Annotated in this window: 19 protein-coding genes and 1 tRNA gene; 11 read left to right on the top strand and 9 right to left on the bottom strand. The window is 62.6% G+C overall.

Features of this window, described 5'->3' with window-relative positions; all coding sequences use genetic code 11:
- Nucleotides 1-25 precede the first annotated feature (25 nt).
- Nucleotides 26-1249, bottom strand: coding sequence for a hypothetical protein (locus NLY37_RS26495; protein WP_023740783.1), 1224 nt, complete (start codon nucleotides 1247-1249; stop codon nucleotides 26-28).
- Nucleotides 1250-1599: 350 nt separating this feature from the next.
- On the opposite strand from NLY37_RS26495, the gene NLY37_RS26490 reads away from it, so the two are divergent.
- The 6 genes from NLY37_RS26490 to NLY37_RS26465 all read left to right on the top strand — a co-directional run bounded on the left by NLY37_RS26490 (nucleotide 1600) and on the right by NLY37_RS26465 (nucleotide 7485).
- Nucleotides 1600-1675 (top strand) — tRNA-Thr (locus NLY37_RS26490).
- Between the two features lie 492 nt (nucleotides 1676-2167).
- Nucleotides 2168-2356, top strand: coding sequence for a hypothetical protein (locus NLY37_RS26485; RefSeq protein ID WP_023682045.1), 189 nt, complete (start codon nucleotides 2168-2170; stop codon nucleotides 2354-2356).
- Nucleotides 2356-3537, top strand: coding sequence for an acyltransferase family protein (locus tag NLY37_RS26480; protein ID WP_023740784.1), 1182 nt, complete (start codon nucleotides 2356-2358; stop codon nucleotides 3535-3537). Before NLY37_RS26485 ends, NLY37_RS26480 begins: the two co-directional genes overlap by 1 nt.
- The gene (locus NLY37_RS26475) at nucleotides 3534-4646 is read left to right on the top strand and encodes a glycosyltransferase family 2 protein (RefSeq protein WP_023682047.1); all 1113 of its coding nucleotides are present in this window, start codon (nucleotides 3534-3536) and stop codon (nucleotides 4644-4646) included. The genes NLY37_RS26480 and NLY37_RS26475 overlap by 4 nt, the downstream gene beginning before the upstream one ends.
- Complete coding sequence (locus NLY37_RS26470) at nucleotides 4643-5689, top strand: glycosyltransferase family 2 protein (protein ID WP_023712595.1); 1047 nt, start codon at nucleotides 4643-4645, stop codon at nucleotides 5687-5689. The genes NLY37_RS26475 and NLY37_RS26470 overlap by 4 nt, the downstream gene beginning before the upstream one ends.
- Nucleotides 5689-7485 carry an ABC transporter ATP-binding protein gene (locus NLY37_RS26465; protein WP_031202782.1) on the top strand — a complete coding sequence of 599 codons (1797 nt, stop codon included), beginning with the start codon at nucleotides 5689-5691 and terminating at the stop codon, nucleotides 7483-7485. Before NLY37_RS26470 ends, NLY37_RS26465 begins: the two co-directional genes overlap by 1 nt.
- A 123-nt stretch (nucleotides 7486-7608) precedes the next feature.
- Here NLY37_RS26465 and NLY37_RS26460 read toward each other — a convergent pair whose 3' ends face one another.
- The 5 genes from NLY37_RS26460 to NLY37_RS26440 are packed head-to-tail and all read right to left on the bottom strand — an operon-like array spanning nucleotide 7609 to nucleotide 12848.
- Nucleotides 7609-8439 (bottom strand): dipeptide ABC transporter ATP-binding protein, encoded by an 831-nt coding sequence (locus tag NLY37_RS26460; RefSeq protein ID WP_023688780.1) that lies wholly within the window; start codon nucleotides 8437-8439, stop codon nucleotides 7609-7611.
- A complete protein-coding gene (locus NLY37_RS26455; RefSeq protein WP_023688781.1) occupies nucleotides 8439-9284 on the bottom strand; it encodes an ABC transporter ATP-binding protein in 846 nt (281 codons plus the stop codon). The genes NLY37_RS26460 and NLY37_RS26455 overlap by 1 nt, the downstream gene beginning before the upstream one ends.
- Nucleotides 9284-10168 carry an ABC transporter permease subunit gene (locus NLY37_RS26450; protein ID WP_050485757.1) on the bottom strand — a complete coding sequence of 295 codons (885 nt, stop codon included), beginning with the start codon at nucleotides 10166-10168 and terminating at the stop codon, nucleotides 9284-9286. The genes NLY37_RS26455 and NLY37_RS26450 overlap by 1 nt, the downstream gene beginning before the upstream one ends.
- A 26-nt stretch (nucleotides 10169-10194) precedes the next feature.
- Complete coding sequence (locus NLY37_RS26445; protein WP_023669492.1) at nucleotides 10195-11202, bottom strand: ABC transporter permease subunit; 1008 nt, start codon at nucleotides 11200-11202, stop codon at nucleotides 10195-10197.
- Between the two features lie 47 nt (nucleotides 11203-11249).
- Nucleotides 11250-12848 carry an ABC transporter substrate-binding protein gene (locus NLY37_RS26440; RefSeq protein WP_023740785.1) on the bottom strand — a complete coding sequence of 533 codons (1599 nt, stop codon included), beginning with the start codon at nucleotides 12846-12848 and terminating at the stop codon, nucleotides 11250-11252.
- A gap of 476 nt (nucleotides 12849-13324) precedes the next feature.
- On the opposite strand from NLY37_RS26440, the gene NLY37_RS26435 reads away from it, so the two are divergent.
- Together NLY37_RS26435 and NLY37_RS26430 are read left to right on the top strand one after the other, a co-directional pair.
- Nucleotides 13325-15316, top strand: a complete 1992-nt coding sequence (locus tag NLY37_RS26435; RefSeq protein ID WP_023740786.1) for a long-chain fatty acid--CoA ligase — start codon at nucleotides 13325-13327, stop codon at nucleotides 15314-15316.
- A 28-nt stretch (nucleotides 15317-15344) separates the two neighbouring features.
- Complete coding sequence (locus NLY37_RS26430) at nucleotides 15345-16052, top strand: class I SAM-dependent methyltransferase (protein ID WP_031203730.1); 708 nt, start codon at nucleotides 15345-15347, stop codon at nucleotides 16050-16052.
- A gap of 44 nt (nucleotides 16053-16096) precedes the next feature.
- Here NLY37_RS26430 and NLY37_RS26425 read toward each other — a convergent pair whose 3' ends face one another.
- Entirely contained in the window at nucleotides 16097-17137 is a 1041-nt protein-coding gene (locus tag NLY37_RS26425; RefSeq protein ID WP_198024921.1) for a LacI family DNA-binding transcriptional regulator, read from the bottom strand.
- A 190-nt stretch (nucleotides 17138-17327) separates the two neighbouring features.
- Between NLY37_RS26425 and NLY37_RS26420 the strand changes: the two genes are divergently transcribed.
- A complete protein-coding gene (locus NLY37_RS26420) occupies nucleotides 17328-17657 on the top strand; it encodes a MoaF-related domain-containing protein (protein WP_023682056.1) in 330 nt (109 codons plus the stop codon).
- A 34-nt stretch (nucleotides 17658-17691) separates the two neighbouring features.
- Nucleotides 17692-18078 carry a hypothetical protein gene (locus NLY37_RS26415; RefSeq protein WP_023740788.1) on the top strand — a complete coding sequence of 129 codons (387 nt, stop codon included), beginning with the start codon at nucleotides 17692-17694 and terminating at the stop codon, nucleotides 18076-18078.
- A gap of 135 nt (nucleotides 18079-18213) precedes the next feature.
- Here NLY37_RS26415 and NLY37_RS26410 read toward each other — a convergent pair whose 3' ends face one another.
- Both NLY37_RS26410 and pgi read right to left on the bottom strand, forming a co-directional pair.
- Nucleotides 18214-18945 (bottom strand): HAD family hydrolase, encoded by a 732-nt coding sequence (locus tag NLY37_RS26410; RefSeq protein WP_023682057.1) that lies wholly within the window; start codon nucleotides 18943-18945, stop codon nucleotides 18214-18216.
- Nucleotides 18942-20585: a glucose-6-phosphate isomerase gene (gene pgi, locus NLY37_RS26405; RefSeq protein ID WP_023740789.1), complete on the bottom strand. Its 1644-nt coding sequence runs from the start codon at nucleotides 20583-20585 to the stop codon at nucleotides 18942-18944. Before pgi ends, NLY37_RS26410 begins: the two co-directional genes overlap by 4 nt.
- Nucleotides 20586-21012: 427 nt before the next feature.
- Here pgi and pdxR point away from each other — a divergent pair, with 427 nt between their 5' ends.
- Nucleotides 21013-22506 (top strand): MocR-like pyridoxine biosynthesis transcription factor PdxR, encoded by a 1494-nt coding sequence (gene pdxR / locus NLY37_RS26400; protein WP_023669484.1) that lies wholly within the window; start codon nucleotides 21013-21015, stop codon nucleotides 22504-22506.
- Nucleotides 22507-22511: the final 5 nt, after the last annotated feature.

Here is a 22511-nt window from a genome sequence, read left to right as displayed (position 1 = left end):
GGCTGTGACCACCGGGCACCGGGACCTACGGTTCGATCGAGACGCGGATCTCGTAGATGTCGACCGCCTTGCCCTGCTTGTCGAAGTCGGAGTTGATGGCGATGCTCCCGGCGGCGCCCGGGGGCTTGTCGGGGAATTTCACGTCGAACAGATATTCGTTACGCTGCTGGCCGACCGCATAGCGCTTGCGGCCGCAGTCGCCGAGATCGCCGAAATTGCAGTCGACGGAGATCTGCGTGTCCTTGCCGTCCTCGGCGCGGGCGACGATGTCGAACACGGCATGTTTGCCGGCAAGCTTCTCCAGCACGCCCTGCCCGACATCGAAGCTGATGGCCGAGCCGGAAGCACCGGAGCGGATGCGCAGGAAGGAGCCGGTGTCGTCCTGCACGACATCGGCCTTGGCGTCGGACGGGGTCGCCACATGCGTTGGATCGGTGGGTGTAAACACGTTGATCCAGTCGCGCGTCTGTTCGGCGACACCAGGCTGCTGCGGCGCGCCAGGCTGCTGCGGCTCAGTTGTATCGGCAGGCGGCGTGAAGTCGTCATCGTCGACGGTCGGCGGCGCTTCGGGCGGCGCCGTGTCGAGCTGCGCCGGCGTCTTGAAGACCCCGGTCTGCACGGCGAAATAGAGGCCGATGCCGGCGGCGGCGAGCAACGTCACGCCAAAGAAGATCGCCGTCAGCGGCAGGCGGCGGCCCCTTATCCGCCTTTCATCACGGTCAGGCGCCACTTCCGCCGCGGCCTCGGCCGGCGCGGAATCGGCCATATCGATCGCCGGGGCGCCGGGCAGCGTGGCGTCAGGCATGATGTCGGGGACGACCGGCAGCACGCGCGAACGCGGCGCGTCGGATGCCTCGGGCTGAACCGGTCCATCAACGACGATCGCCGGCGACGGTCCGGCCGCGACACCTGTCGGGGCATCGACCGCGGGCGCTTCGGCGGCGCCCTGTACGGCGTCTTGCGGCTGCGCAACGTGTTGCGTCAGCGCGGTATCTTGTGTCTGCGCAGCGCTCTGCGTCGGCGCGGCGACATCGGGGACCGCGGGCAGGAATTCGGATTCGATCTCGGCGATCTTTTCCTGCACCGCCTTACGGCGCTTGATGGCGGCTTCCACCGTCACGCCGGGATTGGCCTGGAGCACGCGGTCGAGCGCCGCGAAAGCCGACCGATAGACCCGCTCGCGAAATGCCCGGTCCTCGGCGTTGCCTTTCTCGAAGGCGTTGCGGATCGCTTTTTCGATCGCGTCCAAGCGAATTCCCCTGTCCGTTCGCTTACATTGCCATGATCGTTAGCCGCAGGCGACCAATCAATCAACGGGCGAGCGCCCGCATTCTGCCTTACAGGCCTGTTCAACGCCCATTTCGATGCCTTTTAGCAATAAAATCAGTCCGTTTGCCGCCTTGCCGGGCGATTTGCGCGCAGTCCGGCGCGACGTCTCCGCGTAACCGAAAAAGCAAACGAGGCGGTGGCTTATTCCGCGCCAATGGAAAATGCCGGGACGAATTGCCGGATGCCGGCTCGAAATCGCGGTTGCCCATCTTGAATTAGCGGCCGGTTGAGTCTATCACCCAGCCGATCCTGGAACCTCGCGCTTCCCGGGCCGCTTTAGCTCAGTTGGTAGAGCACATCATTCGTAATGATGGGGTCAGGTGTTCGAGTCACCTAAGCGGCACCAGTTCTCCATCCGACGCAAGCGTGACGGCAGGTGCAAGGCTAATGCACGTCACTCCCTACACCAACACCGGCACTTCCTGTCTGCCTCGTCGACATGCGCCATATGGCCGCCGCCACAGGATTGCGTCGTCAGACGCTTGACCATCGACTATGCTGCATCGCGCAAGATCGACAGCCTAGAGAACCCGACAATACAAGCATAATTTATAAGATACAAAACCACTATCTTGGAATAATCTTCGTCAATTTTGACCTATATCAGACACTCCGGATTATAGTTGTGTAATTAAACCGTGCCTTTTCTGACACGGTACTACTGCTCATGCAGCATTGCGGACGTGAAAAACCCTGATCGACGCAACGCACTCGCAAATCATACCCATTTTTAGCACTAACTCACACAAATATTACAGCTCGATAGATATTTTGTGTTGCACTGCACCATTGCCCGGTTGCACCATTTCTTGGGGGATTTGGTACTGGGAAGTGCGCCGTGGAGGATTCCGCCAAGTTGATCAGCTTGAATTTTTCGCTGGCCAGCACCGATTTCGAGGCTGCCCCGCGCACAAGGCGCGGGTTTGATGTTGTCGGCGCACTCTCGACGCTGGCAGGCCTCGACCTGAGGCCCGGAATGCAGGGCCGCTGGCTTCATCGGAGATTTCAGACCGGCGGAAATGGCTGATGGCGGTCGCGCGTGACAATCAGTTGGACGCTCTGCGCGCCATCGCTGTCACGATGGTTCTCTATTCCCATTTCCTTGCACCCAACGGGTCCTCCTTTTGGGGCCACATCGGGGTGCGGCTTTTTTTTGTGCTGAGCGGCTTCCTGATCACACGACTGCTGCTCGAAGCGCGCGCCGCGGCCGAATTCAAAGCCGGCCCTGCATTGAGTTCCTTCTACATCAGGCGCGCGCTGCGCATATTCCCGCCCTATTTCGCCGTGCTTGGGTTCGTCTGGCTGACCGATCTGGAGCAGTCCAGTGGATCGCTCGTCTGGCATGCGCTTTACCTGTCGAATTTTTGGTACGCGCTGCGCAACGAATGGACGCCCTGGCTACTCTGCCATTTCTGGAGCCTGAGCATCGAGGAGCAGTTCTATATCGCCTGGCCGCTGGTCGTGCTTCTCGCACCCCGCCGGCGGGTGGAAGCGATCACTATCGGCGTCATCCTGTTGTCGCTGGCCTATCGCTTCTACTGGCCGATCACCGCCACCCCGGCGCTAGCGCGCGACCTGCTGCCGCCAGCATCGATGGACGCGCTGGCGTTTGGTGCTTTGCTTGCCTGCCGGCGGACCAGAGGCGCCGGCCTGCCGCAATGGATGCGGCTAGGCTGGCCAGCCCTTGCGGCTGTCTTCCTGGCGATTGAGTGGCTTATCCCTGCGCCGGCCGATCCTATGCTGGAATGGGCCCGCTGGGCGTTACTGCAGATCCTGCCCCTAGTGCCGCTGGTGGCCGTTGTCGCCGCCTGTTCAGCCGGCCTTGGCGGCGTCCTCGGCAGGGTTTTCGAACTGCCACCGCTGCTGTCACTGGGCCGCATCAGCTACGGCGTCTATCTTTACCATCCGATCCTTCTTTCGCTCGCCGTCAAGTCACAGCCCTGGATCCCGCTCAATGTCTCGGAGCAGGGGCCAGGGCGTTTCCTGGTCGCGAGCACCGCCACGATCGCCGTCGCTTCGATCTCGTGGACGGCTTTCGAAAAGCCGCTCAACGGCCTCAAGCGCCGCTTCCCCTATGTAGCGCGCCGCCGCTCCCAGGCACGCTCTGGCGATGCCGGCTGGCTCGGCAGGGCGGCGGACGCCTATCCCGGCGGATCCCCCGATGGCCGCGCCGCACTCGAACTCCGGCGAACGGATGCGCAGAGATGACCACCGCGCCGCTCGTCTCCGTCCTGCTGCCGGTCTACAATGCCGGGCCTTATCTCACCGCTGCGCTGGAGAGCATTCTGCGGCAAGACTACGATCGCCTGGAGGTCATCGCTATCGATGACGGATCGACTGACAACTCGCTCGAGATTCTCGAACGATACCGCCGGGCAGACAATCGCGTTTCTGTCATCTCGCGTGAGAACCGCGGCCTCGTCGCCACCCTCAATGAAGGGCTACGACTGGCCCAGGGCGAGCTTGTTGCGCGAATGGATGCGGACGATGTCGCCTATCCCCGGCGCCTCTCGCGCCAGGTCGCACTGTTCGAGCGGCGGCCCGATCTCGGCTTCTGCGGCGCCTGCGTCGATACCTTGCTTCACGGCCGTATCGCCAAAGGCAGGCTAGACCCGGTGTTCCGGCTCGGCCGGCTCGACATATTGTCGATGTTCTTTACGATATTCTTGCATCCGACGGTGATCTATAACAGGAAGGTTATTGGGAACAACGATCTCTATTACGATCCAAAATATAGGCATGCCGAGGATTTCGATCTCTTCAGACGGCTTGCCGGCCGTTTCCCGGCGACCATATTGCCCGATAGCCTGCTCGTCTATCGCATCCATGCGGGAAGCGTGACCATGCGGCATGCCAAGGAAATGCGCAGGACGCATTTGCGGATCGTGGCCGAAAATCTCGAGCGTGAGGGGCTTGCTGAAACCACAGCGGATCTGCGCGACATCGGCGAGGCCGTCTCTTTCGACACGGTTTCGCGCGCAGCCGATTTCATCCGTGCGCTCGAAGAGCGGATTTCCGAGCTGCCGACCGACACACGGCCAAGCTTCGAGGCAGGCGCGCTGAACCTGTTCTATTTCCTCTACCAACTCGTCGGCGACGAAGGAGAACCGCCGCTGACCCACGAATTGCTCACGCGGACGGCGAGATGGAATTTCATCCGGCGCCGCGAACAATATGCGCTGCGTCCCGGCGTCTGGGCGCCTTGGCTCAGCCTGCTCTCGATAAGGGCCGGAAAGCGGGCGGACGCGGTGGCGTACTTCTTCAAAACCACGCCGGCCGAAGCGGTGCTTGCGCGTTATCAGCGGGGACTGGTATGACCGACAGGCCCCACCCGCTCCTGCGCGATCACCAGTTTGCGAGTGCACCTGTCCCGACATCTCCCCGATCGGAGCGGCCGTCGCTCGAGGTCAGTTTCATCGTCTGCACGCGCGACCGCGCCGCTGTGCTGGAGGCTTGCATAGCCTCGATCCAGACCGCATGCCGGGTGCACGCCACCTTCGCGGCAGAGTTGGTGGTGGTCGATAATGGTTCACGGGACGGCACGTCAAAGCGGCTGGCCGCTATCGCCGAAACTTCCGACATCCCAGTCACAGCCGTCTCGGAGACTCGCCCCGGACTAGCCGCTGCCCGCAATGCCGGATTGGCGCGAGCGCGAGGCCGCGTGCTGGTCTTCGTCGACGACGACTGCAAGCTCGACCGCGACTATCTCCGCGACCTGGAGCGGCACTACCGGAGTGGCGAGAAGTGGCTGATCCGCGGCGGCCGGGTCGAGCTCGGTGATGCCCGGGACCTGCCCTTCACCATAAAGCTCCGCGAGGCAAGCGAGCGGCTGACCCCGGCGGTCCACCCCGGCGGCTTCGTGCTCGGCTGCAACATGACCATGCACCGCGACGTCGCGGCCCGCATCGGCTCGTTCGACGAACGCTTCGGCGCTGGCGGCCCGCTACGCTCGGCTGAAGATACTGATTATCTCGTGCGGGCGATGCTGCTCGGCATGCCGGTCGAGTATGTGCCCGACATGACGGTCTTGCATCATCACGGCCGGCGAGACCGCAAATCGATCGACAGGCTGCACCGCGACTATAGCCTCGGTAATGGTGCGCTGTGCCTGAAACATGTCCGCCACGCCCCTTGGCTGCTTCGCCATGTCTATTGGTCCGCGCGGGCCGCGTTCAGGGAACTGGCGGGCCGTCCTCGCTTTGACCGCGACCTCGATCTGTCGCACTGGCCTATTGTTGTTATGAATCTGGCAGGTGCCGCCAGATTTGCGCTGCTCGTCATGATGGGATGGCCAAAACGGCTGCCGCTGCGCCACGACCGAGAAGCCAGCGAAGCCAATGCGGAGGCCAGAGCGCGATAATGTCACTGATTCCGTCAGCCCTGCCAATGCTGCGCCGCGCGCTTGGTGGCAGGCTGTTGCGGCTCGTTCCCGTCGTGGTGGGGCTCGGGCTTGCGGGCGCCGCGCTGGAAGGCCTCGGCATCGGTCTCATCATTCCGCTGCTCGGCATCATTATGGGACGTGGCGAAACATCAGGCATGGCCGGTTTCTCCGCCCTCCTCCAGCAGGTTGGAGCGGACCTCGGCGAGCGCCAGCGGCTGATCGCCATTTCGGCCGCGATCCTCGGTTCGATCGTACTGAAAAATGTCTTTGCCTTCGCCAACACTCTGCTGACCAGCTACATCTACGGCAAGGCAGGTTATTCGATCCGTAGCGCACTGTCGGAGCAGTTGCTCAGGGTCGGCTACCCCTTTTTCCTGCAGCAAAGCCCCGGGCGGCTGCTCAACATCATCTCCAACGAATCCTGGCGAGCATCCGACGCTATCCAGGCCCTGCTCGGCGCGATCGTCAGTGCCTCGGCCGCCGTCATCCTGCTCGCCTTCCTCCTGCTCCTCTCTTGGCAGATGACGCTGCTGGTGACGCTAGGGCTGGCGCTCGTCCAACTGGCGCACGGGGTTTTGTCGTCCAATCTGAAGGCGCCGAGCCGCAGCGTCGTCTCGCGCAACAGCGCACTGGCGTCGCAGATGCTGCATCTGGTGCATGCCGGGCGCCTAATTCGCATCTTCGGGCAGGAGAACCGCGAAAAGGCGGTCTTCGCCAAAGCGTCCGACGGGGTGCGGCGGGCGGCTTTCGTGCTTTCAATCCGCCAGGGCGTCTTGCCGCCACTGACCGAGGTGTTGCACGCGATGCTGTTCCTGGCGGTGGTGATCGGAGCCTGGCTGGCGAATGTAAGCTTCCCGCTGACCGTCGCCTTCCTCATCCTGCTCTACCGACTGCAGCCGCATATGCGCGCCTTGCAGATGTCCTGGAGTCAGTTGCAAGGCATGAGCGGCTCGCTGGAGGAGGTACAATGGCTGCTCGATCCTTCCGACAAGCCCGAGGCGCCGCAGGGCAGCCTGCCGTTCGACGGCTTGCGCCAAGGGATCAGCTTTGATGACGTGAGCTTCGCCTATTCCGGTCCCCTGTCAGACCCCGACGCGCGCGAGGCGGTGCTGCATAAGGCGGTGTTCGACATCCGCAGCGGCCGCTCGACGGCGCTGATCGGCCGCTCGGGCGCCGGCAAGACGACGATCGTCAATCTCCTGTGCCGCTTCGTCAAACCCGACAGCGGCAGGATCCTCGTCGATGGGGCACCGCTCGATGAAGTGGACCCAAGCCAGTGGCGGCGGAACATTGCCCTGGCCAGTCAGGAGCTGGAACTGGTCGACGGCACCATTTTTGAAAACATTATCTACGGCTACGACACGGCGTCGGCCAGCGACGCCATGCGCGCCGCAAGGCTGGCCGAGGCACATCAATTCATCGAGCACCTGCCGCAGGGCTACGCGACACTGGTCGGATACCGGGGCATCAACCTGTCAGCCGGACAAAGGCAAAGGATCGCCCTGGCGCGGGCGCTGGTGCGCGATCCCGATATTCTCATCCTCGACGAAGCCACCAGTGCGGTGGATGGGTTGTCAGAAGCCGCTATTGTCGAGACGCTGAAATCGCGGGCCGGCCGCCGCACCACCATTGTCATCAGTCATCATTACAGCACCATATCGTTCTGCGACGACGTGGTGATCTTGAGCCGCGGTCGGGTGAAAAAACAGGCCCCCTTCGCAACCCTGGCAATGCTCAGCATGGACGAGCTTTACCAGCACGGAGCGGGTGAGTGATGGGGCGCACCCCAACCTGCGACGCGGCTTGCGCCCGGCAGCTCGCAGATCGCGATCAATCCTGCCGGCAAACCACCGCCGCGACGCATTTCCGATTGTTCAAAAACAATTCTCGGTGGGAGGTCAGGCGGCCTTCTTCTTCGCCAGCCGCGCCTTGATCGAGGCGACGTCGGCGCGCGGCGTCGCGGCGAACAGCGTCCTGGTGTAGTTGTGCTTGGGGTCGGCGAAGACCTCCTCGCGCGAGCCGTATTCGACGGCTTCGCCGAAATACATCACCATCACATCGTCGGCGATGTAGCGCACGACCGACAGATCGTGGCTGATGAAGACATAGGTCAGCTGGAATTCGTCCTGCAGGTCGGCGAGCAGGTTGAGCACCTGCGCCTGCACCGAAAGATCGAGCGCGGAGACCGGTTCGTCAAGCACCAGCAGGCTCGGGTTCAGCATCAGCGCGCGGGCAATGGCGATGCGCTGGCGCTGGCCGCCCGAGAACATGTGAGGATAGCGATTGTAGTGCTCGGTTCCGAGGCCGACTTTCTTCAGCATCCTCATGGCGAGGTCGCGCCGCTCTTCGGCCGGCTTGTCGGTGTTGATGAGCAGCGGCTCGCCCAGCACATCTCCGATCTTTTGGCGCGGATTGAGCGATCCGTAAGGGTTCTGGAAGACGATCTGCACCTTGCGGCGCATCTCCCTGGTCAGGCCGTTCCTTGCGATGTCGACCTTGTTGCCGTCGATGAACAGTTCGCCCGACGTTGCCGGATCGATCAGCGTGATGATGCGCGCCAGCGTGGACTTGCCGCAGCCCGATTCACCGACGATGGCCAGCGTCTTGCCCTTGTCGACGCTGAACGAAACGCCCTTGACCGCATGCACGGTGCGCGCGCCGCGAAACAGGCCGCCGCCGACGTGATAGTCGCGCACGATGTCCTTGCCTTCGACGACCTTGATGCCCATCAGACGCTCCCGGCAGCCGGTTCGAACAGCATGTCCGAGACGGTCGGCAGCCGGTCGCCGACGGCATTTTCCGGCAGCGCCGACAAAAGCGCGCGGGTGTAATTGCTCTTCGGCGATTCAAACAGCGACAGCACGTCGGCCTCTTCCATCTTGCGACCCTTGTACTGGACGATGACGCGGTCGGCGGTCTCGGCCACGACGCCCATATTGTGGGTGATCATGATCAGGCCCATGCCGTATTTGACCTGTAGCGACACCAGCAGGTCGAGGATCTGCTTCTGAATGGTGACGTCGAGCGCAGTCGTCGGCTCGTCGGCGATCAGAAGCTTCGGATTGCAGGCGATGGCGATGGCGATCATAACGCGCTGGCACTGGCCGCCCGACATCTGGTGCGGAAACGAGTTCAGCCGTTCGGCCGGCTCGGCAATGCCGACCTGCGTCAGCAATTCGATGGCGCGCTCGCGACGCTGGGCCTTGTCCATGCCCATATGGAAGCGCAGCACCTCCTCGATCTGAAAGCCGACGGTGAAGCACGGATTGAGACTGGCCATCGGCTCCTGGAAGATCATCGACATGTCCTTGCCGACGATCTTGCGCCGGTCGGCCGGGCTCATCTTCAGGAGATCGCGGCCGTTGAAGCTCATCTCGTCGGCAGTGACCGTCGCCGTCCACGGCAACAGCCCCATCACAGCCAACATCGACACCGACTTGCCGGAGCCGGATTCGCCGACGATGGCCAGCACTTCACGTTCGTTCACATGGAGCGAGACGCCATCGACCGCGCGGAACGGGCCGGATGCGGTCTGGAACTCGACGACGAGATTGCGGATGTCGAGCAGCGCCATTACGACCTCCTCAGCTTCGGATCGAGCGCATCGCGCAGACCGTCGCCGATCAGGTTGATGGCAAGCACGGTGATGAGGATGGCCAGACCGGGGAAGGTCACCACCCACCAGGCGCGCAGGATGAATTCACGCGCCGAGGCGAGCATGGTTCCCCATTCCGGTGTCGGCGGCTGGGCGCCAAGGCCGAGAAAGCCGAGAGCGGCCGCCTCCAGGATGGCGTTGGAGAAGGACAGCGTGCCCTGGACGATCAGCGGCGCCAGGCAGTTGGGCAGGATGGTGCGCAGCATAAGCCTTATATGGCCGGCGCCGGCGACCTTGGCGGCGACCACATATTCGCGGCTCTTTTCGGCCATGACGGCAGCGCGCACCAGACGGGCAAAGTGGGGTTGCAGGACAAGCGCGATGGCCAGCATGGCGTTGAACAGGCCGGGGCCGAGGATGGTGACCAGAACCAGCGCCAAGAGCAGCGACGGGAAGGACAGGATCAGATCCATGACGCGCATGATCGCCACGTCGACCCAGCCCCGGAAATAGCCGGCCAAAAGGCCGAGCGTGATGCCGCCGACAAGCGCCAGTGTGACCACGACGGCGCCGATGAGCAGCGAGAAACGCGCGCCATAGAGCAGGCGCGAGAGCATGTCGCGGCCGACCGCGTCGGTGCCAAGCAGATATTCCATGCTGCCGCCCGCCTGCCAGGCCGGCGGACGCAGGAAAGCGGTCTTGTCCTGGATGTCGGGCGCATAGGGCGCCAGCAGCGGTGCAAAGAGCGCGGCCAGCACCAGCAGGATGAAGACGAATAGGCCGATGACGGCGCCGCGGTTTACCGAGAAATAGTGCCAGAAGGTCCTGAAGCCGGTCAGACGGTCAGGGTTGCCGGCGGCCATCGGGGCGATTTCGGTGGACTGGCTCATCACGCCGCCCTGATGCGCGGGTTGATGACGGCATAAAGCACGTCGACGATCAGGTTCACCGCCATGACGATAAGGGCGATCAACAGCAAGCCTGACTGCACGACGACATAGTCGCGCTTGGATATGGATTCGACCATCCACTTGCCGATGCCCGGCCAGGCGAAGATGGTTTCTGTGAGAATGGCGCCGGCGAGCAGGGTACTGACCTGCAGGCCGATGGTGGTGACCACCGGGATCAGCGCATTGCGCAGCGCATGCACGCCGATGACGCGGGACGACGACAGGCCCTTGGCGCGGGCGGTCCGCACATAGTCTTCGCCCAGCACTTCGAGCATGGCCGAGCGCGTCTGGCGCGCGATCACCGCCAGCGGGATGGTGCCGAGCACAATTGTCGGCAGCACCAGGTGGCTCAATGCCGAGCGGAAAGCATCCCATTTGCCGTAGAGCAGGCTGTCGAGGGTCAGGAAGCCGGTGATCGGCTTGATAAAGAACTGAAGGCCGATGCGTCCTGAAACCGGGGTCCAGCCGAGATAGCCGGAGAAAAAGATGATCAGCAGCAGACCCCACCAGAAAATCGGCATGGAATAGCCGACAAGGGCGGTGCCCATCAGCCCCTGGTCGAACCAGGAGCCGCGTTTGACCGCAGCAATGATGCCGGCCGGGATGGCCAGCACCATGGCGAAGATCATGGCGAAGACTGAGAGCTCGATGGTTGCCGGGAAGAGCGTCATGAAATCTTCGATGACCGGCCGCTTGGACGAAATCGACACGCCGAAATTGCCGGTCGCGGCATCGCGGACATAATGCGCGTATTGCTGCCAGATCGGCAAATTGTAGCCGAACTGTTCCTTCAGTTCCGCGTAACGCTCGGGCGACACGCCATGCTCGCCGGCCATGGCAAGAATGGGATCGCCGGGCAGCAGCCTGACGAAAGCGAAGGCGCAGATGGTGATGCCGATCAGCGTCGGCAGCACCAAGACGATTTTGTTTAGGAGATATCGGAGCATCTTGAAAAGCGGGCGGCGCCTGATTGCGCGCCGCCCGCCTAACAGTTCTATTCGGCCTTGTCGACGCCGTCGAAGCGATGAATGCCGAGCGGGTCCATCATGAAGCCGCTGACATTCTTGCGCACGACTGCGTAGACCTGGCTGTGTGCCATGAGGAAGGCCGGAGCCTGCTTCTGGAAGACAACCTGCGCCTCTTCATAGAGCTTGGTGCGTTCGGCCTGGTCGCTGGTCTTCTTGGCCTTCTGGATCAGATCCTCGAAGTCCTTGTCGCACCAGCTGGAGTAGTTCGACACGCCGATGGCCGAGCAGGCGAACAGCGTGGCGAAGAAATTGTCCGGATCGCCATTGTCACCGGTCCAGCCGATCTGGAAGGCGCCCGGACGCTCCTTCTTCTTGCCTTCTTCGCGGTACTTCGTCCACTCGTAGCTGACGATCTCCGCCTTGACGCCGACCTTGGCCCAGTCAGCCTGGATCAGTTCGGCGGCGCGCTGGAAGTTCGGGTTGTAGGGACGGACGCGGTCGGAGGCCCAAAGCTGGATCTCCTTCAATCCGGCATCGGCCAGCACCTTCTTGGCGGCTTCCGGATCATAGGCGTCGGACTTCACGTCCTTGTTCCACGACCACATGGTCGGCGGGATCAGGTTTACGGCCGGCGTGGCGCCGGCGTCCTGGAACAGCGACTTGATGAGCGATTCCCGATCGATCGCCTGGTTGAGCGCATGGCGCACTTCAGGCTTGTCGAGCGGCGGGATGGTGGTGTTGTAGCTCATATAGCCGATGTTGAGGCCAGCCTGATCCATCAGGGTCACGTCGGCGTTGGCCTTGATCGTGCCGATGTCGGCAGGATTCGGATAGGGCGCGATATCGCATTCGCCGGCGAGCACCTTCTGGATGCGGGCGGTGGCGTCAGGCGTGATCGCGAAGACGAGATCGTCGATCTTTTCCTTGCCCTTGAAGTAGTCCGGGTTGGCCGCATAGCGGATGACCGAATCCAGCTGGTAGTCGACGAACTGGAACGGACCTGTACCGACCGGCTTGGTCGAGAAGTCGGCCATCTTGCCGTCTTTTTCCAGCTGGTCGGCATATTCCTTCGACACGATCGAGGCGAAGTCCATGCCGAGATTGGCCAGCATCGGCGCGTTCGGCTCGGTCAGCGTCAGCTTCACGGTCAGGTCATCGACCTTTTCCCACTTGGCGACGTATTTCGGCATGTCCATGCCGGTGTAGTAGTCCCAGGTCAGGTTCGGCAGGTACTTCTCGCCGTTCCAGGGGTTTTCCTTGTTGAACTGGCGATCGAACGTAAAGACGACGTCGTCGGCATTGAAATCACGCGTCGGCTTGAAGAAATCCGTCGTCTGGAACTTCACGCCCGGATGCAGGTGGAAAGTATAGACCAGGCCGTCGTCCGAAATCTCCCATTTGTCGGCGAGACCGGGCACAACTTCGGTGCCGCCATGCTTGAACTCGACCAGGCGCGAATAGACGGTGCGCGACGAGGCGTCGAAGTCGTTGCCGCCCGTCGTGGTACCCGGGTCGAAGTTGGCCGGCGAGGCCTCCGAGCAATAGACCAGCGTCTTGGCATTGGCCACACCGCCGAGGACGCTTGCAGCCAGCAACGCGGCTGCAAAAGTCAGTTTCTTTTTCATTGAGCACTCCCTGATGTTCTTCCAAGCCCCTCTATAGGCTCGCGAAGCGCGCATATAAGCACCGTTTTTCCGGCTTTGGAACACCCTGTTTGCCTACCCCACCGTAAGCAGAAAATATTTCTCGGTCTTTGACGAACTGCAGAAACAAATAGCAAAATCTGCTAATCACGGGATTGTTAACGACCGCATTTTTTCATTGATCGCAGCAATCGTAAGCCAAAAATCCACAAGCCTGGGTTTCGCCACCGAGATGACCGGACGGCATTGCCTGAGCTGGCATCGCGGGAAGGATTTCGACGGCAAATCTTTGCCGTCCTGCCGCTGGGGCAAGACTTGCACGGCCGCCGATAGTCGCAATAGATAGATGACACGCTGGATTTTCCGGGAATCCGCGACATCGCTGCAGCGGAGGACGCCTCACCACATCGAGGCGGCGCAGCAGGAGCAGGCAACAGAACGACCGAGGGAGGCTAGAGGTGGCGAAAGCAACAAAGACAACGGCCCCGGCGAAAGCAAAAGCGGCGAAAGCTTCAAAACCGGCCGCCGCTGCCGCCAAGTCGAAAGCGCCACCGGCCAAAGCCACTCCCGCCGTCAAGCCAACGGCAACCTCGACGCCGGCGAAGGCAAGCGCCAACCCGGCAGCGAAACCTGCGGTCAAGCGCGCGGCGAAGACAACACCCGCTGCAAAGCCCGCCCAGCCGCCAGCCGCGAAGACAGCCGCGGCGAAGCCCGCCTCGAAGCCGTCGCCGGGCGCGGCCAAAAAACTGCCGAATACGCTGACGGCGCTTGCCGCGGGCTTGCCGGAAAAGCCATGGCTAAAAAGCTATTCGAAAGTCGTGCCGGCGGAGATCGGCGCCCTGCCCTACAGTTCGATCGGCGACTTCCTCGTCGGCGCCTGCAAGCAGTTTTCCGGCCAGCCGGCATACGTCTGCATGGGCAAGTCGATCTCCTATGCCGAACTCGAGCGGCAATCGGCCGCCTTCGGCGCTTATCTGCAATCGAAGGGCCTGCAGAAAGGCGCACGCGTGGCGCTGATGATGCCGAATGTGCTGCAATATCCGGTGGCGATGATGGCCGTGCTTCGCGCCGGCTATGTCGTGGTGAACATCAATCCGCTCTACACGCCGCGCGAGCTCGAACATCAGCTCAAGGATTCCGGCGCGCAGGCGATCGTCATTCTGGAGAATTTCGCCAGCACCCTGGACGCGGTGATTGCCAGGACGGCGGTGAAGCATGTGGTGGTCGCGGCGATGGGCGACATGCTCGGCGGCCTCAAGGGCACGATCGTCAACCTGGTCGTGCGCCGGGTGAAAAAGATGGTGCCGGCCTGGTCGCTGCCCGGCCATGTCAAGTTCAATGCGGCGGTGAAGGCCGGCGCCGGCATCGCCTTCAAGCCGGCCAAGATGGAAGCCAGCGACGTCGCCTTCCTGCAATATACAGGCGGCACCACGGGGATTTCCAAAGGTGCTGTGCTGCTGCACTCCAATGTGCTGTCCAATGTCGCGCAGAACACGCTGTGGCTGCAGGACGCCTATGCGATCAAGCCGAAACCGGCGCATCTCAACTTCATTTGCGCACTGCCGCTCTACCATATCTTCGCGCTGACGGTGAACGCGCTGATGGGCATGCAGCAGGGCGCCCAGAACGTGCTCGTTCCCAACCCGCGCGACATTCCCGGCTTCGTCAAGGAGCTGCAGAAATACCCGATGCACATTTTCCCCGGCCTCAACACGCTGTTCAACGCGCTGCTCAACAACGAGGATTTCCGCAAGCTCGACTTCAAGCCGCTGATCATGACGCTGGGTGGCGGCATGGCGGTGCAGAAGGGGGTGGCCGAGCGCTGGAAGGCGCTGACCGGCAATTCGATCACCGAGGGCTACGGGCTGTCGGAGACCTCGCCGGTGGCCACCGCCAACAAGTTCAGCGACAGCAATTTCACCGGCACGATCGGCCTACCGCTGCCGTCGACCGAGATCGTCATCCGCGACGATGACGGCAACAACCTGCCGCTGGGCGAAGTCGGCGAGATCTGCATCCGCGGGCCACAAGTCATGGCCGGTTACTGGAACCGGCCGGACGAGACCGCCAAGGTGATGACCAAGGACGGCTTCTTCAAATCCGGCGACATGGGCTTCATGGACGAGCGCGGCTACACCAAGATCGTCGACCGCAAGAAGGACATGATCCTGGTCTCCGGCTTCAACGTCTATCCCAACGAACTCGAGGAAGTCGTCGCCCAGCATCCGGGCGTGCTCGAAGTGACGGCGGTCGGCGTGCCGGACGAGCATTCGGGCGAAGTGCCGAAGCTGTTCATCGTCAAGAAGGATCCGGCGCTGACCGTTGAGGCAATCACTGCGTATTGTCGCGAAAACCTGACCGGCTACAAGCGGCCGAAATACATCGAGTTCAGGACCGAACTGCCGAAGACGCCGGTGGGCAAGATTTTGCGCCGGGCGCTGCGGGAATAGTTTGAACGGCGAGCCAAGCGACGGCGGGATGGCGGACGATAGTCGGCGTCCCGATGCAGTAGTGTTCATCAAGGCGAACCTGCGGCTTGCGCCCGTTCCCGCCCTTCGTGAAATCCAGCTCTATACGGCTCATCCCGGCAGCGGCCTGAGGCGGCTTGTCGAGTGGCGAGCTTATGGACCGGAAGACGGCAGCCAAACCGAGCAGCACGAAGCTGAGCCGCAGCCGCCCTACTGGGCCTATGCCTGGGCCGGCGGCGCCGTGCTTGCGCGCTATATACTCGACCATCCGCAAAGCGTGGCCGGTAGCCGCGTGCTCGACCTCGGCGCCGGCTCGGGCCTCGTCGGCATCGCCGCCGCCAAGGCCGGCGCCAGCGCGGTGATCGCGGCGGAGATCGATCGCAACGGCGTCGCCGCGATCGGCCTCAACGCGTTGGCCAACGGCGTCGAGATCACCATTGTCGACCAGGATATCACGACGGGCCCGCCGCCAGCGGTCGACCTCGTGCTTGCCGGCGACGTGTTCTACGGCCGCGAGGTTGCTCTGCGGATGATCCCGTTCCTCGACCGCTGCCTGGCAGCCGGCATCGAGGTGCTGGTCGGCGATCCCCGCCGCGCCGATCTGCCGCTGTCGCGGCTACGATTGCTCGCCGAATATCAGGTGCCGGATTTTGGCGACGCGAAGGGTGCTTCGACCAGGCCGAGCGGAGTGTTTTCGTTTGAAGCCGATGAGCGCTGAAGCGGCAACGCCCACCGTTGAATACCCGGTAAGGGTGGCCCGGCCTAACCGCGTGGTCGGGCGGTCGAGCCGCGGACCAACAGTTCGACCGGTATGATCACTTGGCTCGGGGCGCCGTTTGCAAACACCGTCGTGGCGGCAAGTCTCCCCTTCCCGACAATGTCTTGAGCCACTGTCGTGAGTGGAGGCGTGGTGCGCGAAGACTCTGCGGTACCATCGAAGCCGACGACCGACACGTGCTCGGGTACATTGATATTGCGCCGACGCGCTTCGTCCAGGACGGTGATCGCCTGCCAGTCCGACATAGTCAGGATCGCCGTTGCCTGCGGAACCTGGTCGAATACGACCTCTCCGGCCGAAGGATCACCTGGAGTCGTCTCGATGATCGGGACATTGTCGATTGACAGACCGAACTCAGCCAACCCTTGGGCGAAGCCGAAAAGTCTCTCCTGATCGAGTTGAAAACCGGCAGAGATAGCGCGCGGGGAATTGCCAGGCAAATGGACGATGGGTGACCCCGATGTGCGCCGAATGGACAGGATTGCAAAACGCCGATGTCCAAGAGCAGCCAGATGCCTGATGGCCGCCAGCGCCCCGCTCCTGCCGTCTATCCGGATAGAATTGACGTCCGGACCGGCATCGCTCTCGAGGATGACGAAGGGCAGCCGCCGGCGACGTAAAGACGCGATCAACTCGATGTCCGCGCTGTGGCCCAGAATGAAGCCGTCAACCAAGGCCTCTCGAATGGTGGAGGTGCGTGTTTCGTCCGTACCATTGACCAAACTCAATGTCGCTCCAGCCTCGTCACAAGCAAGCGAAACGCCAAGCACCAGCTCACGCAGATATGGGCTCCTGATCATGTCGGCAATGGCATATGCACCTGGAGGGATAAGGCCAAGGGCGTTAAACCTCCCGTCGCGCAGCACGCGTCCTCTCGGATCGGGGCCATCATAACCGAGCTGGCGAGCCGCGGCCTCGACGCGCCGGCGCAGATCGGACCGCACCAGGTCCGGATGGTTGAAAACGTTGGAGACAGTACCGCGGGAGACTCCCGCGACCCGGCCGACATCGGCGAGCGTAGGCATTTTAGAAGCGTTCATTTCCCTCAGTTAGACAATTTTTTGGAACGCTCCAAGTTTTTTCTTGACGCCAAGCGTCAAATGATGGAATTTGCACTTGGAGCGCTCCAAAAACTAAAAAATTGCAGATTTCCGGTCTCTGTGCCGGACATCGGCCAAGCGTGCCTGATTTCGCAAATCATTAAGGAGGACTAGGATGGCTACGACCAATGGTGCTCCGACCTCACTCGTCGGAAAGACTTTTGATTGCTTGTTCGGACAATTTGTACCGAGGTTGACGGTCCTGTCGCCGACCGAATTGCGGGTGCAGGCGACGATCGGCGCTACAAAGATCGACGAGGTGGTTCAGAGCAGTCTGACCGGCGTTCGACCCGGACTTGTCATCATGAGTTGGACCGAGCAAGGCGGCAACTTCGTCGTGCAGGTTCAAGATCACGAGAACCAGATCGTTCATAACTATGCGCGACTGGCGGACGGGCAGCAGTTCTGCGCGCAAGGCACAATTCAACCAGTGACGACGGCGTGAGGGCCGCCTGTCTATCTGAGAGGAGAATTACGCCATGACCACCAAGGTGATCGACCAGACCGACCCTACACAGTGGGATCCAAAGCTTGACGCCGTTATCGCGGCTCCCGGAAACCATAAGGTGTTGTTTGAGAATGACCGGCTACGTGTGCTTGAGGTAATCCTCAAGCCCGACGAGGAAGAGCCGACACATCACCACCGCTGGCCTTCAGTATTCGTGTTCGATGAGGTGGAAGGCCCTATCCACGACTTCGCGCCGGATGGAACCATGATGCCGCCCAATCGAGATGTCGTCCAAGCGGTTCAGGCATGGGACGGTCAAGGGTGTCTTGTGGTGCATATGGCCCCCCAACCAGCGGGTCGCGTGCTCAACGCTTCGAGCAAGACCCTGCACGGTATCCGCGTCGAGATGAAGTCATAGCAGGCGTGATCCTGGCCAACGGAATCCGCGCACGCTGAACGTCCGCTTTTGAGGATTCAGGCCTTAAAGCTGCAGTCGGCCTGCGGCCTAAGAACGGACGTTCGGTACTTCGCGCTTCACCCCAGGCACTCCCCGTCAAACCGTCTCCTTGACCCGCGCCGACAGAAAGTCCGGCAGGTCGGCAACAGAATCGAGAACGACGTCGGCGATCGCCGACAGCGATTCACGCGTGCCGGTGCCGGAGAGCACGCCGACCGCCAGGCCGCAGCCGCCGGCACGCGCCATCTCCAGGTCGTGGCGGTTGTCGCCGACCATGGCGATCTCGGACGCCTTCAACCCGGTCAGGTCGCAAAAGGCGACGATCGTGTCCGGCGCCGGTTTCGGATTGGCGACCGCGTCATAGCCATAGGCGGCGGTGAACAGCTGCGCGACGCCAAGCGTGACCATGGTCTTTTCCGCACCGGCAGTCGAATCGTTGGTGGCGACGCCGAGCCGGTAGGATCGCTTGTGCAAAGCCGTCAGCGCCACGACGATGCCGGGCAAGGCCACCGCCATCGATGAGCCTTGCACCGAGGTGATCTCGTTGAAGCGGGCGACGGCCAGCATCTGGTCCTCGTCGGACAGGCGCGGGAACCACAGTTCGACGACATCCATATTGGTGCCCGAGGCGAAGATGGAATCCGGCTTGAAGCGCTTGGCGACAAAATCGAAGCCCGCCGCTGAAAGCAGCCTGTCGGCTTTCCAGCGATCGCCCTCGGCGGCGTCCATGGCCATGAAATCGGCAATGCTGAGCCAGGTCGCGTTGAAATCGACAAGCGTGCCGTCCTTGTCGAACAAGATGCCCTTGATGTCGGCCGGATTTTTCATTGAGCCCCCCGCAGTTGCTGGATGCGCGCCACCAGCCCGGCGGTCGATGCGTCGCGCTTGGCGGCGCTCTCCTTGCCTTCCACGACTGGCAACAGGCCGGTCGCCAGCTCCTTGCCGAGCTCGACGCCCCATTGGTCGAAGGAATTGATGTTGAACAGAGTGCCTTCGACGAAGACGCGGTGCTCGTAAAGCGCGATCAGCCGGCCGAAGGTGCGCGGGTCGAGCTTGCGGTAGAGGATCGTCACCGAGGGGCGGTTGCCGGAGAAGACGCGGTGCGGGGCTATTCTGTCGACATCGGCCGGCTTCATGCCCTTGGCCAGCATCTGCGCGCGAGCCTCGTCCAGCGTGCGGCCCTTCATCAACGCTTCCGATTGGGCCAGGCAATTGGCAAGCAGTAGATCGTGCTGGTGCTTGAGATCAGGCTCATGGCCGACGGCAGCGGCAAGGAACTCGACCGGGATGAAATCGGTGCCCTGGTGCAGCAGCTGGAAGAAGGCGTGCTGGCCATTGGTGCCGGGCTCGCCCCAGACCAGCGGTCCGGTCGGCGTAATCACCGGCGTGCCGTCGAGGGTGACGCCCTTGCCGTTCGATTCCATGTCGAGCTGCTGCAGATAGGCCGGCAACCTGGACAGTCGCTGGTCATAGGGGATGACGGCACGCGCCGGATAGCCGCAGATCACGCGATGCCACCAGCCGACCAGCCCAAGCAGCGCAGGCAGGTTCTTCTGCAGGGGTGCGGTGCGGAAGTGCTCGTCCATCTCATGCGCGCCGCCCAGGAAGGCGCGGAAATTGCGCGGGCCGATGGCGATCATCACCGGCAGGCCGATGGCGCCCCACAGCGAATAGCGGCCGCCGACCCAGTCCCAGAAGCCGAACACGCGATCCGCTTCGATGCCGAACTTGGAAACCAGGTCGAGCGCGGTCGAGACGGCGGCGAAATGCTTGCCGACAGCTTCCTTGCCGAGCGCCTTCTGCACCCATTCGCGCGCCGTCTCGGCATTGGTCATCGTCTCGACCGTGGTGAAGGTCTTCGAGGCGATGATGAACAGAGTGGTTTCGGCCGACAGGCCCTTCAGCGTGTCGTGGATATGGGCGCCGTCAATGTTGGAGACGTAGTGCGCGCGCGGGCCGTCGTGATAGGGCGCCAGCGCCAGCGTCGCCATGGCCGGGCCGAGATCGGAGCCGCCAATGCCGATATTGACGATGTCGGTAATCTTCTTGCCGGTGGCGCCGGCGGCCTTGCCGGAACGAATGGCATCGGCAAAAGCGCCCATGGCGTCGAGCACGGACAGCACATCCGCCTTGACGTCCTGGCCATCGACCGTGACGCCCTTGCCCGAGAGGTTGCGAAGCGCCGTGTGCAGCACGGCGCGGTCCTCTGTGATGTTGATCTTCTTGCCGGAAAACATTGCGGCCCGGCGACCTTCGAGATCGGCGGCGGCGGCGAGCTTCTCGAGCAGTTCCATCGTGCGCTGGTCGACCGCGCATTTCGACCAGTCGAGCAAAAGGTCGCCGTCGCTGGCCGAAAACGTCTCGAAGCGCTTGGGGTCAGCGGCAAAAGCCTCGCGCATCGTGCCCGATGCTGCCGCGCGCGCAGCACGCAAGGCGACAAGCTGTTTGTCGAAGGAGGAATGATCCAATGCCGGCTCCTGATCGTTTTTCACGACATCTTATCAGACCGGATGTTTCCGGCGCGTGTCGTCGGGGTGATGTTATCGAGCCGAATTCCCCATGTTTCAATGCGTGGGGATGACGCAGTGCAGCATAGTGCGATCTGATGGAGCTACGACGCTGCGCGTCGCGCTGGATGATGTGATGGGAGTAGCGACGACGCTACGCGTCGCGCTGGGGATAATGAGGCGCGACGACGCTTCGCATCGCGCGGGCGTCCGCGCTGCGGGATGACGCAAGCGTCACCCGGGGATGCGACGACGCTGCGCGTCGCGCATAGATCACTGGCATAAATCCCAGCGATCAGAAAAATTGATTGGCGCAACCCCTTGTGCCACGGTTACCTTCCGCTGGTCCAGCCAAGCAAAAAAGACTGGCCATCGAGGAACACCTACCATGCCACAGCGTAACGACACGGCCATATGGTCCGGCCTGTTCCGGATTTCGGCGGAATCGGGCCAGACCCTGCAGGCGCAGATCCGTCAGGCGATCGTCGCCGCCATTCTCGACCGGCAGATCGCCGCTTCGATGCCGCTTCCGTCCTGCCGCATCCTGGCTGAAAAACTCGGCGTCGCGCGCGGCACTGTGGTGCTGGCGTTCCAGCAATTGGTCGACCAAGGTTTCCTGGTGGCGCGCGAACGGCGCGGCCATTTCGTCAATCCGGATGTGCTGGCCACCCCCGCCAAGCCGCACCAGAAGGCGCCCGACCAGCAGAACGAGATCGACTGGAAGGCACGCCGGCAGATCGCCGCCAGCGACATGCCGCCGCCGGCCAAGCACGACAACTGGATCAAGTCGTCCTACCCCTTCGTCTACGGCCAGTTCGACCCGGCGCTGTTCCCGACCGCCGAATGGCGTGAGTGCAACCGCATGGCGCTGGCCGTGCTCGAAATCCGCAACTGGGCCTCCGACATGGTCGATCGCGACGATCCGCTCTTGATCGAGCAGATCCAGGCGCGGCTGTTGCCGCGGCGCGGCATCTTCGCCAATCCGGACGAGATCATCGTCACGCTCGGCGCCCAGAACGCGCTCTATATGCTGGCGACACTGCTGATGACAAAGGGCTCCAAGGTCGCGATGGAAGACCCGGGATACCCCGACGCGCGCTCGATCTTCCGCTTGGCAGGCGCCGAAATCCAGCCGGTTCCGGTCGATCAGTCCGGCATCGTCACCTCGTCCATTCCCAACGATTCCGGCTTTGTCTTCGTCACCCCCAGCCACCACTGCCCGACCATGGTGCCGCTGTCGGCGGAGCGGCGACAGGACCTTCTGGCGCGTGCCAACCGCCACAACCAGATCATCATCGAGGACGGCTATGACAGCCAGCTTCTCGACGAGGCGCCGCAGCAGGCGCTGAAGAGCCTCGATCGCTCGGGTCGCGTCGTCTATGTCGGCTCGATGTCGAAGACGCTGGCTCCGGGCCTACGGCTTGGCTACATCGTCGCTTCGGCTGGACTAATCTCCGAGCTCAGGGCGCTGCGCCGCTTCATGCTCAGGCACCCGCCGGCCAACAACCAGCGCGCGGTTGCGCTGTTCCTGTCGCTCGGCCATCACGAAGCCCTGGTGCGGCGGCTGTCGTCGGCCTTCGACGAGCGGCGCAAGCGTCTGGTCCATGCGATTTCCGCATTCCTGCCGGAATGGCGCTCGACCGATTCGGCCGGCGGCACATCGCTCTGGCTGGAAGGCCCGCGCGGCACCGATTCACGTGGACTGGCCGAGGCCGCGGCCTCGCGCAGCGTCATCATCGAGCCGGGCGACCGCTTCTTCGATCGCACCGAAAAGCCGTCGCGTTTCATGCGCTTGGGCATTTCCTCGATCGCACTGCAGCACATCGAGCCGGGTATTCGCGAGCTCGCGACCGCAGCCGGACGCAGGCCCGCTGCAGCCTGATTTGC

This window comes from Mesorhizobium sp. C395A (assembly GCF_030323205.1).
Taxonomy (GTDB): Bacteria; Pseudomonadota; Alphaproteobacteria; order Rhizobiales; family Rhizobiaceae; genus Mesorhizobium.
This window is presented reverse-complemented; position numbering and strand designations above follow the sequence as displayed.

Coding starts and splice junctions, on each gene's coding strand:
- NLY37_RS26450 (WP_050485757.1), bottom strand. CDS start 10,168: ATGGCCGCCGGCAACCCTGACCGTCTGACCGGCTTCAGGACCTTCTGG.
- pdxR (WP_023669484.1), top strand. CDS start 21,013: ATGCCACAGCGTAACGACACGGCCATATGGTCCGGCCTGTTCCGGATT.
- NLY37_RS26445 (WP_023669492.1), bottom strand. CDS start 11,202: ATGCTCCGATATCTCCTAAACAAAATCGTCTTGGTGCTGCCGACGCTG.
- NLY37_RS26430 (WP_031203730.1), top strand. CDS start 15,345: ATGGCGGACGATAGTCGGCGTCCCGATGCAGTAGTGTTCATCAAGGCG.
- NLY37_RS26475 (WP_023682047.1), top strand. CDS start 3,534: ATGACCACCGCGCCGCTCGTCTCCGTCCTGCTGCCGGTCTACAATGCC.
- NLY37_RS26420 (WP_023682056.1), top strand. CDS start 17,328: ATGGCTACGACCAATGGTGCTCCGACCTCACTCGTCGGAAAGACTTTT.
- NLY37_RS26470 (WP_023712595.1), top strand. CDS start 4,643: ATGACCGACAGGCCCCACCCGCTCCTGCGCGATCACCAGTTTGCGAGT.
- NLY37_RS26465 (WP_031202782.1), top strand. CDS start 5,689: ATGTCACTGATTCCGTCAGCCCTGCCAATGCTGCGCCGCGCGCTTGGT.
- NLY37_RS26460 (WP_023688780.1), bottom strand. CDS start 8,439: ATGGGCATCAAGGTCGTCGAAGGCAAGGACATCGTGCGCGACTATCAC.
- NLY37_RS26440 (WP_023740785.1), bottom strand. CDS start 12,848: ATGAAAAAGAAACTGACTTTTGCAGCCGCGTTGCTGGCTGCAAGCGTC.
- NLY37_RS26410 (WP_023682057.1), bottom strand. CDS start 18,945: ATGAAAAATCCGGCCGACATCAAGGGCATCTTGTTCGACAAGGACGGC.
- NLY37_RS26415 (WP_023740788.1), top strand. CDS start 17,692: ATGACCACCAAGGTGATCGACCAGACCGACCCTACACAGTGGGATCCA.
- NLY37_RS26425 (WP_198024921.1), bottom strand. CDS start 17,137: ATGCCTACGCTCGCCGATGTCGGCCGGGTCGCGGGAGTCTCCCGCGGT.
- NLY37_RS26455 (WP_023688781.1), bottom strand. CDS start 9,284: ATGGCGCTGCTCGACATCCGCAATCTCGTCGTCGAGTTCCAGACCGCA.
- NLY37_RS26480 (WP_023740784.1), top strand. CDS start 2,356: ATGGCGGTCGCGCGTGACAATCAGTTGGACGCTCTGCGCGCCATCGCT.